We start from the raw sequence: 13,894 nt of genomic DNA, 5'->3' as shown, positions 1-13,894 counted from the left end.
CGCCAGTAGGGTCAGTCGGCTTCGTGAATGGCTTCGCCAATGGTGGCAAACAGGCGGTCGATCTCGGCTTCGCTGATGATCAGCGGTGGCGACACGGCGATGATGTCGCCGGTAAAGCGCACCAGTACGCCTTTTTCCCAGCATTTCAGGAACACATCCATGCCACGCGCACCAGGTGCACCTGGGCGGCTGTCCAGCTCGATACCGGCCACCAGGCCCAGGTTGCGAATGTCCTTGATATGGCGGGTGCCGCGCAGTGCGTGGGCTTTTTCTTCAAAGCGCGGGGCCAGGTTGGCCGCACGCTGGAACAGGCCTTCGTCGCGGTACAGGTCCAGCGTGGCCACCGAGGCGGCGCAGGCCAGCGGGTGGGCGGAATAAGTGTAGCCATGCGGGAACTCGATGGCACGGTCGGCCGCAGCCGCCATAAAGGCATCGTGGATGGCTGGCTTGACGATCAGCGCGCCCATCGGCACCACGCCGTTGGACAGGCCTTTGGCGCAGGTGATGATATCCGGCAGCACGTCGAACTTGTTGGCCGCCCAGTCGGCGCCCAGGCGGCCAAAGCCGGTGATGACTTCATCGAAAATCAGCAAGATGCCGTATTTGTCGCAAATCTCGCGCAGGCGCTTCAGGTAGCCTTTAGGCGGAATCAGCACGCCGGTAGAGCCGGCCATCGGCTCCACGATAACGGCCGCAATAGTGGACGGGTCGTGCAGCGTGGTGATGCGCGCTTCCAGCTCGTCGGCAAACTCGGCGCCGAACTCCGGCTCGCCGCGGGTAAAGGCATTACGCGCCAGGTCGTGCGTGGAGCGAATGTGGTCGGTAGCCGGCAGCGCCACCGGGAACAGCTTGCGGTTGCCGGCAATGCCGCCTACCGAAATACCGCCAAAGTTCACACCGTGGTAGCCGCGCTCGCGGCCCACCAGCTTCACGCGGCCAGCGTCGCCACGCACACGGTGGTAGGCAATGGCCATTTTCAAGGCGGTATCGGCCGCCTCGGAACCCGAGTTCACAAAGAACACTTTATCCAGCCCGGCAGGTGCCATCTCGGCCAGCTTCTCTGCCGCCTCGAATGCCTTGGGGTGGCCCATCTGGAAAGGCGGTGCGTAGTCCAGGGTGGCAGCCTGGCGCTGAATGGCTTCCACAATCGGCTTGCGATTGTGGCCGGCGTTCACGCACCACAGCCCGGCGCAGCCATCCAGGATGCTGCGGCCAGCATCGTCCTGGTAGTACATACCGTCGGCGCTGACCAGCATGCGCGGGTTGGCCTTAAAGTGGCGGTTTGCCGTAAACGGCATCCAGAAAGCGTCCATTGCTTGGGGGTTCATTGCGGTGTCTCCTCTGCCTTATTGCAGCACTGATGGCATAAATGTAGGTGCCAAACCAGTACAGTTACAGGTACAGTTAGGTCACAAACACACCAAACCGTACTGGTAAAAAAATAGGTACAGTCATGAACCGCTATCAAAGCTACCTGGACCCCAGCCAACGCACCAAGGTAGAACAGCTGGTGCGCGGCATCCAGCAGGCTATTCGCGAGGGCCGCCTGACACCGGGCAGCAAGCTGCCATCGATCCGCGCATTTGCCAAAGAGATTGGTGCCAGCCCGTTCACGGTAAGCGAGGCCTACGACAGACTGGTACAGGAAGGCTGGCTGGCCGCCAGAGCAGGCTCCGGCTTTTATGCGCAGCGTAAACAACAGCAGAGCAGCGGCCAGGCGGTGCGCAAGCAGCTAAGCGATCTGCCGCTGGATGGTGACTGGCTGCTCAGCGGTATTTATCAGGGAGAACAGCAAGGCATTCTGGCGGGCTGCGGCTGGCTGCCAGCCAGCTGGTACGACGATCAGGCCCAGGTACGTGCGCTGCGCAAGATCGCCCGCGAGCAAATAACAGAAATGACCTACGGCCACCCACAGGGCCTGTTGCTACTACGCGAGTTTCTGGCCGATAAACTCAGCCAGCAAGGCATGAGCTGCCATGCAGAGGAGATCCTGCTGACCCAGGGCGCCACCCACGCACTGGACATCGTGTGCACTACCCTGCGGCTGGATGGCACCGCGGTACTGATTGATAACCCGGGCTACTGTAACCTGTTGTCGGCGCTGCGCTTCAGGGAATGTCAGCTACTACCAGTGAACTGGACACCACAGGGGCCGGACCTGCAGCAGCTGGAACAACTGATGCAGCAACACCGCCCGCGGGTGTTTTTTACCAACCCCTGGCTACACAACCCCACCGGGGCCAGCTATGCGCCGCATATTGCCCACGGCGTGCTGCGGCTGGCGCAGCAGTACGACGTATTGCTGGTAGAAGATAATGTCTCGGCCGACCTGCTGGCCCAAGGCGGGCCCAGCCTGGCAGCCATGGATGGCCTGCGACAGGTCTTGCACATCGGCAGCTTCAGCAAGGCGCTGAGCCCGGCGCTGCGCGTAGGTTACCTGCTGGCGCCGGCGCGCTGGCAAGCCGCCCTGACTCGCGCCAAGATGTTGGCCGCACTGACCTCCTCCAGCCACACCGAGCGGCTAGCCTACGAGCTGGCCAGCGACAGCAAGTACAAACGACAAAACAGCCGGCTGATAGAGCGCATCGCACAAAGCACCAGCAAGGCGGTAGCACGCTTTGAACAGCTAGGCTGGCAGGTGTTTCAGCCCAATAGCAAAAGCATGTTCATCTGGGCCAGGCCACCACAGGGTGTGGTGATCGATCAGGAAAGTGCACGGCAACAGCAAATCTTTCTGGCACCGGGCGAGCTGTTTAGTAGCGACGGCAGCAGCACGCCTTACTACCGTTTTAATGCGGCCTACCTGGACCATACGCAGTTCTGGCACTGGTTGGCCGCGCAACAATAGAAAAAGCCAGCGCAAGCGCTGGCTTTTTCTACAGAGGCTGTCGATTACTCGGCGGCTTCTTCTACTACCACTTCACCTTCCGGACGGTCTAGCAGTTCTACCAGTGCCATCGGAGCGTTGTCGCCCTGACGGAAACCGTACTTCAGGATACGTACATAACCACCGTTACGGGCAGCGTAGCGCGGGCCCAGAACGTCAAACAGTTTTACAACCATTTCGCGGTCACGAGTACGGTCGAAAGCCAGACGACGGTTGGCCAGAGAAGGCTTCTTACCCAGGGTAATCAGCGGCTCGGCTACGCGACGCAGTTCTTTTGCTTTCGGCAGGGTAGTCACGATTACTTCGTGACGGAGCAACGAGTTCGCCATGTTGCGAAGCATCGCCAGGCGATGGCTGCTCGTGCGGTTCAGTTTACGATTGCTATTACGATGACGCATTGTAGTGTCCTTTTATCCCAAACTTACGGCTTCTCGAGGCCAGCCGGGGGCCAGTTTTCGAGCTTCATGCCGAGTGTCAGGCCTTTAGAAGCGAGAACTTCCTTGATCTCGTTCAGCGACTTACGACCAAGGTTCGGGGTCTTCAGCAGCTCGGTTTCCGTACGCTGAATCAGATCACCGATGTAGTAAATGTTCTCGGCCTTCAGACAATTGGCGGAACGAACAGTAAGTTCGAGATCATCGACCGGGCGCAACAAGATCGGATCGATCGGTGGCGCCTTCTCAACGACTTCCTCAACTGCTGTACCTTGCAAGTCTGCAAAGATCGACAGCTGATCTACCAGAATACGGGCCGCCAGGCGTACCGCTTCTTCCGGTTCGATCACACCGTTGGTCTCGATGTCCAGTACCAGACGGTCAAGGTCGGTACGTTGTTCTACACGGGCGCTTTCAACATTGAAGCTGACGCGGCGCACCGGGGAGAAGGAAGCATCAAGCTGGATGGTGCCAATCGCACGATTGTCATCGTGGTTGATACGGGCAGCTACCGGCTGGTAGCCGCGGCCTTTTTCAACCTTGATTTCCATATCGATTTTACCGCCAGCAGACAGATAGCAGATTACGTGATCAGGGTTGATCACTTCTACATCGTGCGGCAGTTCGATGTCACCAGCCAGGACAGGACCTTCACCTTCCTTTTTCAAGGAAAGAATCAGGCTGTCACGACCATGCAGCTTAAGCACTACGCCCTTCAGGTTCAGGAGGATGTCAACGACATCTTCCCGAACACCGTCAAGAGCGGAATACTCATGCAAAACGCCAGCGATTGTTACCTCGGTCGGAGCATAGCCCGGCATGGAAGAGAGCAGAATACGACGCAGTGCATTACCCAGAGTATGGGCGTAGCCGCGTTCGAACGGCTCCATCGACACACGAGCATGTGTAGCCGAAACCGGCTGCACATCGATCAGTCGCGGTTTCAGAAATTCCGAAGCGCTGTTTTGCATAGTCATTCCTTAAGAGCTAGCGATTACTTGGAGTAGAATTCCACAACGAGTTGTTCGTTGATATCGCTAGACAACTCGGAACGCTCAGGAGCAGTTTTGAAGACACCTTCCATCTTTTTGGTGTCAACAGCTACCCATGCCGGGAAGCCAATCTGCTCAGCCAAAGCCAGACCTTCTTGAATACGAACCTGTTTCTTGGACTTTTCACGAACAGCAACCACATCACCAGCTTTAACCTGGTAAGAAGGGATGTTCACTAGAGCACCATTCACGGTGATCGCTTTGTGGCTTACCAGTTGGCGAGCTTCTGCACGAGTGGAACCGAAGCCCATGCGATAAACAACGTTATCCAGACGAGCTTCCAGGATCTTCAGCAGGTTTTCACCAGTGGAGCCTTGGCGACGTGCAGCTTCGGCGAAGTATTTACGGAACTGACGTTCCATAATGCCATAGATGCGACGTACTTTTTGTTTTTCACGCAGTTGAACACCGAAGTCGGACAGACGGGTGTTCTTGGCGCCATGCTGGCCAGGTGCAGTATCCAGCTTGCACTTGGTGTCCAGAGCACGACGGGCGCTCTTCAGGAAGAGATCAGTCCCTTCGCGACGAGCGAGCTTACATTTAGGGCCGGTATAACGTGCCATTTCTCAGACTCTCCGAAATTAGATACGACGTTTCTTGGGAGGACGGCAGCCGTTGTGCGGGACTGGCGTCACGTCAGAGATGCTGGTCACTTTGAAACCCAGAGCATTCAGTGCGCGCACGGAGGATTCACGGCCTGGACCGGGACCCTTGATGCGAACTTCCAGGTTTTTTACGCCGTATTCTTGGGCAACTTTACCAGCGTGCTCTGCTGCTACCTGAGCGGCAAAGGGTGTACTTTTACGCGAGCCTTTAAAGCCAGCACCGCCGGAGGTAGCCCAAGACAAAGCATTTCCTTGACGATCGGTGATGGTAATGATGGTGTTATTGAAGGAAGCGTGCACGTGCACGATACCGTCGCTAACAGACTTGCGTACTTTTTTGCGTACACGGACAGCTGTGTTTGCTTTAGCCATTATCTGTGTTCCTTAAAATTACTTCTTACCGGCGATAGCCTTGCGCGGACCTTTGCGGGTACGAGCATTGGTACGAGTGCGCTGACCACGGCACGGCAGACCACGACGATGACGGAAGCCACGATAGGAACCCATGTCCATCAAACGCTTGATGCTCATGGTGATTTCACGACGAAGGTCACCTTCAACGGTGAACTTGGCGACTTCTACACGCAGAGACTCCATCTCGGCTTCGGTCAGATCCTTCACTTTCGAAGAAGGATTGATACCAGCGGAAGCACAAATGTGCTTAGCGCGGGTAGCACCAATGCCATAGATAGCCTGCAGGCCGATAACGGCATGCGCATGATTGGGGATGTTTACCCCTGCAATACGGGCCATTCTCTTTCCTTAAGCCTTAAGCTTGAAAAGGTTGCGATTGTAACACGACAAAAGCAAGCTAACAAATGTTAGCCTTGTTTTTGTTTGTGACGCGGATCAGTGCAGATCACTCGAACAACACGGTTGCGACGAATGATTTTGCAGTTACGGCAAATTTTCTTTACCGAAGGTTGTACACGCATTTCAGTTCCTTTCTATCTGAAAAGAGCAAGTGCGATTACTTCGCACGGAACACGATACGGGCACGAGACAGGTCATACGGTGTCATCTCCACCGTTACCTTGTCACCAGGCAGAATACGAATGTAGTGCATACGCATCTTGCCAGAGATGTAACCCAGAACTACGTGTCCATTTTCGAGCTTGACCCGGAAAGTTGCGTTAGGCAACGTTTCCAGGACTTCACCCTGCATCTGGATAGTATCTTCTTTCGCCATAAAACCAGTTACCGTCTACCTTAACGATTACCGCCACTCTTGAAGTTTGCTTTCTTGAGCAGGCCTTCGTACTGATGGGAAAGAACATACGACTGTACTTGCGCCATGAAATCCATCGTCACTACTACCATGATCAGCAGAGAAGTGCCGCCAAAGTAGAAAGGAACGTTCCAGCTAAGGATAAGGAACTCAGGCATCAAGCAAACAAGTGTGATGTAGATCGCACCAATCAATGTGAGGCGGAGAATGATCTTCTCGATATACCGCGAAGTCTGCTCGCCTGGGCGGATTCCGGGAATAAATGCCCCACTCTTCTTCAGGTTATCTGCCGTTTCCTTGGGATTGAATACCAAGGCGGTATAGAAGTAACAGAAGAAAATGATTGCCGCAGCGTACAGCAACACGTATACCGGCTGGCCAGGATGAAGCTTGTCTGCAATAGACTTCAGCACGCCAAGGCCTTCGGTATTACCGAACCAACCCAACACCGTTGCCGGGAACAGGATGATGCTCGATGCGAAAATTGGTGGAATGACACCGGCCATGTTCAGCTTCAGCGGCATGTGGGTGCTTTGACCCTGCACAACGCGGTTACCTACTTGTCGCTTGGCGTAATTAACCAGAACTTTCCGCTGCCCCCGTTCCACGAATACAACCAGATAAGTTACCGCAATCACTGCAACAAACAGCGCGATGACCAGCAGGATAGGCAGGGAACCTTGGCTAGTCAGCGTCAGGGTCTTACCAATCGCAGCAGGCACACCGGCAGCAATACCTGCGCAGATGATCAGGGAAATACCGTTACCCAACCCGCGCTCCGTGATTTGCTCGCCGAGCCACATCAGGAACATGGTACCGGTTACCAGCGAAACAACTGTCGTTACATAGAACTCCAGCTGCGGCGCTACTACCAGACCAGGTTGTTTAAACAGCATTACCGCGATACCAAAACTCTGGAAGCTAGCCAGAGCCAAGGTTGCATAACGTGTGTACTGAGTTATTTTGCGACGTCCCGCATCGCCCTCTTTCTTCATCTGCTTAAGTGTCGGCACTATCTCCGACGCCAATTGCAGAACGATAGAGGCAGAGATATACGGCATAATACCCAAGGCAAATACCGTAAATCTCTCCAAGGCGCCTCCCGAGAACATGTTAAACATGTCCAGGAGGCCCGTTTGCGACGACTGGAACAACTTCGCTAGTTCTGTAGGATTGATACCTGGTACGGGTACGTGCGCACCAATACGGTAAACAATCAAAGCTCCGACCAAAAACAAGATACGGCGCTGTAGATCACCAAACTTGTTGGCGTTTCCAACTAGAGAAGTATTCGCCACGGATTACGCCTTATTCTACGAAACTGCCACCAGCAGCTTCGATCGCAGCTTTAGCACCAGCAGTAGCAGCAACGCCACGCAGAGTGAAAGCACGATCAACGGAGCCGGACAGAATCAGCTTGGCACCCAGTGCTTGCACGGGAACCAGACCAGCCTGTTTCAGCGACAGCAGATCCACCTCGGCAACTGGCAGCAGTGCCAGCTCGGACAGGCGAACTTCAGCCACATCACCAGCAGTCAGGGACTTGAAGCCACGCTTAGGCAGGCGACGTTGCAGTGGCATTTGACCACCTTCGAAGCCTACTTTGTGGAAGCCACCTGCACGGCTCTTCTGACCTTTATGGCCACGACCAGCGGTTTTACCCAGGCCGCTACCAATGCCACGACCTACACGACGCTTGGCGTGTTTTGCGCCAGCGGCAGGCTTAATGGTATTCAGCAACATTTATCAGCCCTCGCTCTTAACCAGGTAGCTGATCTTGTTGATCATGCCACGGTTAGCTGCAGTGTCGATAACTTCAACGGTCTGATTGATTTTCTTCAGACCGAGACCACGTGCGCAAGCCTTGTGCGATTCAATACGACCAATCAGGCTCTTAACCAGAGTCACTTTGATGGTTTTGATATCACTCATGATCTGCCCCCAGAATCTGCTCCACGGTCAGACCACGCTTGGCTGCAATCTGAGCCGGAGTGTGGATCTTGCTCAGGCCGTCCAGCGTTGCACGAACCACGTTGTACGGGTTGGTGGAACCATGGATTTTAGCCGAAACGTTGTGCACGCCCAGGGCTTCAAACACAGCACGCATCGGGCCACCAGCTTTTACACCGGCACCGTCTTTAGCCGGCTGCATGAACACGGTGGTAGCACCGTGCTTGCCTACGACTGCGTGATGCAGCGTACCGTTTTTCAGCGGTACTTTAATCATGTTGCGACGTGCTTGTTCCATGCCTTTTTGTACAGCAGCAGGAACCTCTTTGGAACGGCCCTTACCCATGCCGATACCACCGTCGCCATCACCTACGACAGTCAGAGCCGAGAAGGCCATGATACGACCACCCTTCACCACTTTGGTGACACGGTTTACGCCGATCATTTTCTCGATCAGACCATCGCCACGATCTTCGATCTCGTGCTTAGCCATTCTTAACTCCGATTAGAATACAAGACCGTTTTCACGGGCAGCGTCTGCCAAGGCCTTGATGCGACCATGGTATTTGAAGCCGGAACGATCGAATGCAACCTGGCTTACGCCAGCAGCTTTGGCTTTTTCGGCAATTGCTTTGCCAACCACAACAGCTGCAGCAACGTTGCCACCGTTTGCAAGATTAGCGCGCACATCAGCTTCAAGACTGGAAGCACTAGCCAGAACACGGCTACCAGTTTCGTCAATGACCTGAGCGTAAATGTGGCTATTAGTGCGGTATACGCACAGACGAGCCATCTTGAGCTCCGCAATACGTGCACGGGTTTTGCGTGCGCGGCGGAGTCGAGTCTGTTTCTTGTCCATTTCAGTGCCTCAATTACTTCTTCTTGGTCTCTTTCAGAACCACAACCTCATCAACGTAACGAACACCTTTGCCTTTGTATGGCTCTGGGGAACGATATGCGCGGATTTCGGCAGCAACCTGGCCAACGCGCTGTTTATCAGCACCTTTGATCAGGATTTCGGTCTGAGTCGGTGTTTCGCACTTGATGCCAGCAGGCATCTGGTGAACTACCGGGTGGGAGAAACCGAGAGACAGGTTAAGAGCGTCACCTTGAGCTTGCGCACGGTAACCTACACCTACCAGTTGCAGTTTCTTCTCGAAGCCTTTGCTAACACCAAGTACCATGTTGTTCAGCAGGGCACGCAGGGTGCCGGACATCGAACGGGCAAATTTGGTGTCATTGTTGGCCGCAAAAACCAGTTGGTTATCAACCAGTTTTACGTCAACGTCGGCACACAGCGGGGTGCTCAAAGAGCCCAGCGCGCCCTTTACGGTTACTTCAGCAGCGCCGAACTTAACTTCCACGCCTGCAGGAATAACCACGGGGTTTTTAGCTACGCGAGACATTACACCCTCCGATTAAGCCACGACGCACAGCAACTCACCGCCGATACCGGCAGCACGTGCTTTACGATCAGTCATTACGCCACGCGAAGTCGAAACGATGGTAACGCCCAAACCGTTCAGTACCTTCGGAATCTCGGTGGAACCTTTGTAAACACGCAGGCCAGGACGGGATACGCGTTCGATACGCTCAATTACCGGGCGGCCAACGTAGTACTTCAGCTCAACTTCCAGAACCGGCTTCTTGTCAGCCTCGGTTACTGCGAAGTTTTCGATGTAGCCTTCATCCTTCAGAACCTGAGCGATTGCTACCTTCAGCTTCGACGATGGCATCGAAACATTGGTTTTAGCAGCGCGCTGGCCGTTACGGATGCGAGTCAGCATATCGGAAATAGGATCTTGCATGCTCATTCTGTATCTCCTATTACCAGCTGGCTTTAACAACACCCGGGATTTCGCCTTTCATGGCGATTTCGCGGAGTTTGTTACGAGCCAGACCGAATTTGCGGAAAACGCCACGCGGACGACCAGTCAGTGCGCAGCGACGACGCTGACGTACCGGGCTGGCATTACGCGGCAGCTGCTGCAGCTTCAGACGAGCAGCAAAGCGCTCTTCTTCAGACAAATTCGGGTTATTGATGATGGCGAGAAGTTGTTCACGCTTGCCGGCGTACTTAGCCACGAGCTTCGCGCGCTTCTCTTCGCGATTAATCAGAGCAAGAGTTGCCATGTGCTTAGCCCTTAAACGGGAATTTGAACGCAGCCAGCAGTGCGCGGGCTTCTTCGTCAGTTTTCGCGGAAGTGGTGATGGTAATGTTCATACCACGCAGAGCATCGATCTTGTCGTACTCGATTTCCGGGAAAATGATCTGTTCTTTAACGCCCATGTTGTAGTTACCGCGGCCGTCAAAAGACTTGGCGGAAACACCACGGAAGTCACGAACGCGCGGCAGCGAGATAGTTACCAGGCGATCCAGGAACTCGTACATGCGTTCGCGACGCAGAGTTACCTTGCAACCTACCGGGTAGTTATCGCGGATCTTAAAGCCGGCGATGGACTTGCGAGCAGCAGTAACAACTGGCTTCTGACCAGCAATCTTTTCCAGATCGCCAACCGCGTGGTCCATAACTTTTTTGTCAGCAACCGCTTCGCCAACACCCATGTTCAGGGTGATCTTCTCAATGCGCGGCACTTCCATAACGGACTTGTAGCCGAATTGTTTGATCAGCTCTGGAACAACGGTGCTTTTGTAGAAATCATACAAACGTGCCATTTTTGCTCCTTACGCGCCCACGATTTCGCCAGTGGACTTGAAGACACGTACTTTTTTGCCGTCATCAAGAACCTTAAAGCCAACACGGTCAGCTTTCTGGGTAGCCGCGTTGAAAATAGCGACATTGGAAACATCCAGAGGCATTGTTTTTTCAACAATACCGCCAGCCACACCGCGGATCGGGTTAGGCTTCTGGTGTTTTTTCACCAGGTTGATGCCTTCTACCAATACCTTGCCTTCGAGCACGCGCAGTACAGCACCACGTTTGCCTTTGTCTTTGCCGGTGATTACGACGACTTCGTCGCCTTTACGAATCTTACGCATGGGTTCTCTCCTTACAACACTTCAGGAGCCAGCGACACGATCTTCATGAAGCGCTCGGTACGCAGTTCACGCGTAACAGGCCCGAAGATACGAGTACCGATCGGCTCAAGCTTGTTGTTGAGCAGAACAGCCGCATTGCTGTCAAATTTAATCAGAGAGCCATCAGGACGACGAACGCCTTTAGCAGTGCGAACCACTACAGCGTTGTAAACATCGCCCTTCTTGACACGACCACGAGGAGCAGCATCCTTGATGCTCACCTTGATAATGTCACCCACGCCGGCATAGCGACGTTTGGAGCCGCCCAACACCTTGATGCACATAACAGAGCGCGCACCAGTGTTGTCTGCAACATCCAAAATGGACTGCATTTGAATCATGTTTGATTACCTTTCTATCCAACTTAATTCCGCCTCTTTCCTTCTGAACATGAAGGAAACGCCGCAAAATGCGGCGTGTCTAGCGGCCAGTCTTGGACCCCGTCAGGGATGATTTCGGAGGAACCCCCGAAAACAGCCATTATACAGAGGGGTTGCCCCCTCTGCAAGCATTACACTTGGCGAGCTTTCTCGACCAGTGCAGTGACAGCCCAAGTTTTTGTTTTCGAGAGCGGACGAGTCTCGCTGATGACTACGATGTCACCGGCGCGGAACTCGTTGTTCTCATCATGGGCGTGAAACTTCTTGGAACGACGAATAACTTTGCCGTAGATCGGGTGCTTTACTTTGCGCTCAACCAGGACAGTTACTGTCTTATCCATTTTATCGCTGACTACTTTACCAGTCAGCGTACGAACCACTTTAGTGTCGCTCATATTATGCAGCCTTCTCTTTCAGAACGGTGCGGACACGCGCGATGTCACGACGCACTTTTTTCAGCTCGCTGTTTTTAGCCAGCTGCTGGGTTGCGTGTTGCATGCGCAGTGCGAACTGAGCTTTCAAAAGACCGAGCAGTTCGGCTTTGAGCTCATCAACGTTCTTGGCTCTCAGTTCAGTCGCTTTCATTACTGGCCCACCTGTTTAGTCACAAACACCGTCGGGATTGGCAGCTTGGCAGCAGCCAGACGGAACGCTTCACGAGCCAGTTCTTCAGCAACGCCGTCCATTTCGTACAGCATCTTACCTGGCTGAATTTCTGCCACGTAGTATTCAGGAGAACCTTTACCCCCACCCATACGAACTTCGGCTGGTTTGGAAGTGATTGGCTTGTCCGGGAATACACGGATCCAGATACGACCGCCACGTTTGATGTGACGAGTCATAGCACGACGTGCGGCTTCAATCTGGCGAGCGGTCAGACGACCACGGCCCAGAGCTTTCAGACCGAAGTCACCAAAGCTCACCTTGTTGCCACGGGTAGCAATACCAGTATTGCGACCTTTGTGCTGTTTACGGTATTTGAGTCTAGTTGGCTGCAGCATTACGAGCTCCTGCCTTTCTGGATTTCTTCTCAGGTGCTACCGGGGCTGCCTGAACCTGACCTGGCTTCATGTCACCCTTGTAGACCCATACCTTGATACCGATAACACCGTAGGTGGTGTGGGCTTCGGAAGTAGCGTAGTCCACATCTGCACGCAGAGTGTGCAGCGGAACACGGCCTTCGCGATACCACTCGCTACGAGCAATGTCGATACCGTTCAGACGGCCGGAGCTCATGATCTTGATGCCCTGAGCACCCATGCGCATTGCATTTTGCATGGAACGCTTCATGGCACGACGGAACATCACGCGCTTTTCCAGCTGGGAAGCGATACCATCGGCAATGATCTGTGCATCGATTTCCGGCTTGCGAACTTCTTCGATGTTCACATGCACAGGAACACCCATGCGACGCTGCAGTTCTTTTTTCAGAACTTCAATGTCTTCACCTTTTTTACCGATTACAACACCTGGACGGGCGCTGTGAATGGTAATACGGGCGGACTTGGCTGGGCGCTCGATAACGATACGGCCAACTGCAGCATGAGCGAGCTTCTTCTTCAGGAATTCACGAACTTCGATATCCTGCTTCAGCTGACCTGCAAAATCGTGCGAGTTTGCAAACCACTTGGAAGCCCAGTTTTTTGTTACTGCGAGACGGAAACCCGTCGGATGAATCTTCTGACCCATAGCTTACCCCTTAGTTGCCAACACTTAGCGTGATGTGGCAGGTCTGCTTCTCGATGCGGTTACCACGGCCTTTGGCACGTGCGGTAAAGCGCTTGAGGCTAGGACCCTTGTCAACATAGATGCTCGTCACTTTCAGAGTATCGATATCCGCGCCTTCGTTGTGCTCAGCGTTAGCAATTGCGGATTCCAGTACTTTCTTGATCAGTGCAGCACCCTTTTTCGGGCTGAAAGTCAGAATGTTCAGTGCCTGACCAACGGATTGACCGCGGATCAGATCTGCTACCAAGCGGCACTTCTGTGCCGAAAGGCGTGCATTATTCAGTTGTGCAGAAACTTTCATCGCATCACCTTATTTCTTCTTGGCCTTCTTATCAGCCGCATGGCCTTTGAAGGTACGAGTCAGCGAGAATTCACCAAGCTTGTGACCAACCATGTTCTCGGACACATAAACCGGCACGTGAGTGCGGCCGTTGTGTACGGCGATAGTCAGACCGATGAAGTCCGGCAGAATGGTCGAGCGACGGGACCAGGTCTTGATCGGGCGCTTGTCATTCGTCGCACGCACCGCATCCACTTTTTTCAGCAGGTGGAGATCAACGAACGGGCCTTTTTTAAGCGAACGTGCCATA

The 13,894-nt window shown here is 54.0% G+C and carries 26 protein-coding genes; 1 reads left to right on the top strand and 25 read right to left on the bottom strand.

The window, feature by feature from the left end; translation table 11 throughout:
- Positions 1–11: 11 nt before the first annotated feature.
- Positions 12–1,328: an omega-aminotransferase AptA gene (gene aptA / locus FLQ44_RS16010; RefSeq protein ID WP_026107675.1), complete on the bottom strand. Its 1,317-nt coding sequence runs from the start codon at positions 1,326–1,328 to the stop codon at positions 12–14.
- Positions 1,329–1,453: 125 nt separating this feature from the next.
- On the opposite strand from aptA, the gene FLQ44_RS16005 reads away from it, so the two are divergent.
- Complete coding sequence (locus FLQ44_RS16005) at positions 1,454–2,848, top strand: aminotransferase-like domain-containing protein (RefSeq protein ID WP_147695198.1); 1,395 nt, start codon at positions 1,454–1,456, stop codon at positions 2,846–2,848.
- A 44-nt stretch (positions 2,849–2,892) separates the two neighbouring features.
- On the opposite strand, the gene rplQ is transcribed toward FLQ44_RS16005, so the two are convergent.
- From rplQ to rpsS, 24 genes are all read right to left on the bottom strand, one after another.
- Positions 2,893–3,285 carry a 50S ribosomal protein L17 gene (rplQ, locus tag FLQ44_RS16000; protein WP_147695197.1) on the bottom strand — a complete coding sequence of 131 codons (393 nt, stop codon included), beginning with the start codon at positions 3,283–3,285 and terminating at the stop codon, positions 2,893–2,895.
- A 23-nt stretch (positions 3,286–3,308) separates the two neighbouring features.
- A complete protein-coding gene (locus FLQ44_RS15995) occupies positions 3,309–4,292 on the bottom strand; it encodes a DNA-directed RNA polymerase subunit alpha (protein WP_026107678.1) in 984 nt (327 codons plus the stop codon).
- Between the two features lie 23 nt (positions 4,293–4,315).
- A complete protein-coding gene (gene rpsD / locus FLQ44_RS15990) occupies positions 4,316–4,936 on the bottom strand; it encodes a 30S ribosomal protein S4 (RefSeq protein ID WP_147686575.1) in 621 nt (206 codons plus the stop codon).
- 18 nt (positions 4,937–4,954) lie between these two features.
- On the bottom strand, positions 4,955–5,350 hold the full coding sequence (gene rpsK, locus FLQ44_RS15985; RefSeq protein WP_017507353.1) for a 30S ribosomal protein S11: 396 nt from the start codon (positions 5,348–5,350) through the stop codon (positions 4,955–4,957).
- An 18-nt stretch (positions 5,351–5,368) separates the two neighbouring features.
- On the bottom strand, positions 5,369–5,731 hold the full coding sequence (gene rpsM, locus FLQ44_RS15980; RefSeq protein WP_017507354.1) for a 30S ribosomal protein S13: 363 nt from the start codon (positions 5,729–5,731) through the stop codon (positions 5,369–5,371).
- Positions 5,732–5,799: 68 nt separating this feature from the next.
- Positions 5,800–5,913, bottom strand: coding sequence for a 50S ribosomal protein L36 (gene rpmJ, locus FLQ44_RS15975; protein ID WP_011137711.1), 114 nt, complete (start codon positions 5,911–5,913; stop codon positions 5,800–5,802).
- Between the two features lie 35 nt (positions 5,914–5,948).
- A complete protein-coding gene (infA, locus tag FLQ44_RS15970) occupies positions 5,949–6,167 on the bottom strand; it encodes a translation initiation factor IF-1 (RefSeq protein WP_017507355.1) in 219 nt (72 codons plus the stop codon).
- A gap of 20 nt (positions 6,168–6,187) precedes the next feature.
- Positions 6,188–7,504: a preprotein translocase subunit SecY gene (gene secY, locus FLQ44_RS15965; RefSeq protein WP_147695196.1), complete on the bottom strand. Its 1,317-nt coding sequence runs from the start codon at positions 7,502–7,504 to the stop codon at positions 6,188–6,190.
- A 10-nt stretch (positions 7,505–7,514) separates the two neighbouring features.
- The gene (gene rplO / locus FLQ44_RS15960; RefSeq protein WP_147686571.1) at positions 7,515–7,949 is read right to left on the bottom strand and encodes a 50S ribosomal protein L15; all 435 of its coding nucleotides are present in this window, start codon (positions 7,947–7,949) and stop codon (positions 7,515–7,517) included.
- A gap of 3 nt (positions 7,950–7,952) precedes the next feature.
- A complete protein-coding gene (gene rpmD, locus FLQ44_RS15955) occupies positions 7,953–8,138 on the bottom strand; it encodes a 50S ribosomal protein L30 (RefSeq protein WP_017507358.1) in 186 nt (61 codons plus the stop codon).
- A complete protein-coding gene (gene rpsE / locus FLQ44_RS15950; protein ID WP_147686569.1) occupies positions 8,131–8,649 on the bottom strand; it encodes a 30S ribosomal protein S5 in 519 nt (172 codons plus the stop codon). Before rpsE ends, rpmD begins: the two co-directional genes overlap by 8 nt.
- A 12-nt stretch (positions 8,650–8,661) precedes the next feature.
- Entirely contained in the window at positions 8,662–9,015 is a 354-nt protein-coding gene (gene rplR / locus FLQ44_RS15945; RefSeq protein ID WP_017507360.1) for a 50S ribosomal protein L18, read from the bottom strand.
- Between the two features lie 13 nt (positions 9,016–9,028).
- Positions 9,029–9,562, bottom strand: coding sequence for a 50S ribosomal protein L6 (rplF, locus tag FLQ44_RS15940; protein ID WP_017507361.1), 534 nt, complete (start codon positions 9,560–9,562; stop codon positions 9,029–9,031).
- A gap of 12 nt (positions 9,563–9,574) precedes the next feature.
- Positions 9,575–9,970, bottom strand: a complete 396-nt coding sequence (rpsH, locus tag FLQ44_RS15935; RefSeq protein ID WP_026107679.1) for a 30S ribosomal protein S8 — start codon at positions 9,968–9,970, stop codon at positions 9,575–9,577.
- A gap of 13 nt (positions 9,971–9,983) precedes the next feature.
- Positions 9,984–10,289 carry a 30S ribosomal protein S14 gene (rpsN, locus tag FLQ44_RS15930; RefSeq protein ID WP_026107680.1) on the bottom strand — a complete coding sequence of 102 codons (306 nt, stop codon included), beginning with the start codon at positions 10,287–10,289 and terminating at the stop codon, positions 9,984–9,986.
- Between the two features lie 4 nt (positions 10,290–10,293).
- Entirely contained in the window at positions 10,294–10,833 is a 540-nt protein-coding gene (rplE, locus tag FLQ44_RS15925; RefSeq protein ID WP_017507364.1) for a 50S ribosomal protein L5, read from the bottom strand.
- 9 nt (positions 10,834–10,842) lie between these two features.
- On the bottom strand, positions 10,843–11,157 hold the full coding sequence (gene rplX, locus FLQ44_RS15920) for a 50S ribosomal protein L24 (RefSeq protein WP_017507365.1): 315 nt from the start codon (positions 11,155–11,157) through the stop codon (positions 10,843–10,845).
- Between the two features lie 11 nt (positions 11,158–11,168).
- Complete coding sequence (gene rplN / locus FLQ44_RS15915; RefSeq protein ID WP_017507366.1) at positions 11,169–11,537, bottom strand: 50S ribosomal protein L14; 369 nt, start codon at positions 11,535–11,537, stop codon at positions 11,169–11,171.
- 170 nt (positions 11,538–11,707) lie between these two features.
- Positions 11,708–11,971, bottom strand: coding sequence for a 30S ribosomal protein S17 (rpsQ, locus tag FLQ44_RS15910; protein ID WP_017507367.1), 264 nt, complete (start codon positions 11,969–11,971; stop codon positions 11,708–11,710).
- A gap of 1 nt (position 11,972) precedes the next feature.
- On the bottom strand, positions 11,973–12,161 hold the full coding sequence (rpmC, locus tag FLQ44_RS15905; RefSeq protein ID WP_017507368.1) for a 50S ribosomal protein L29: 189 nt from the start codon (positions 12,159–12,161) through the stop codon (positions 11,973–11,975).
- Entirely contained in the window at positions 12,161–12,577 is a 417-nt protein-coding gene (rplP, locus tag FLQ44_RS15900) for a 50S ribosomal protein L16 (protein ID WP_017507369.1), read from the bottom strand. The genes rpmC and rplP overlap by 1 nt, the downstream gene beginning before the upstream one ends.
- The gene (gene rpsC / locus FLQ44_RS15895; RefSeq protein ID WP_017507370.1) at positions 12,561–13,265 is read right to left on the bottom strand and encodes a 30S ribosomal protein S3; all 705 of its coding nucleotides are present in this window, start codon (positions 13,263–13,265) and stop codon (positions 12,561–12,563) included. The genes rplP and rpsC overlap by 17 nt, the downstream gene beginning before the upstream one ends.
- A 10-nt stretch (positions 13,266–13,275) precedes the next feature.
- A complete protein-coding gene (gene rplV / locus FLQ44_RS15890) occupies positions 13,276–13,605 on the bottom strand; it encodes a 50S ribosomal protein L22 (RefSeq protein WP_017507371.1) in 330 nt (109 codons plus the stop codon).
- A 9-nt stretch (positions 13,606–13,614) separates the two neighbouring features.
- Positions 13,615–13,893: a 30S ribosomal protein S19 gene (gene rpsS / locus FLQ44_RS15885; protein WP_017507372.1), complete on the bottom strand. Its 279-nt coding sequence runs from the start codon at positions 13,891–13,893 to the stop codon at positions 13,615–13,617.
- Position 13,894: the final 1 nt, after the last annotated feature.

The organism is Vogesella mureinivorans (assembly GCF_007644035.1).
GTDB lineage: Bacteria > Pseudomonadota > Gammaproteobacteria > Burkholderiales > Chromobacteriaceae > Vogesella > Vogesella mureinivorans.
This window is presented reverse-complemented; position numbering and strand designations above follow the sequence as displayed.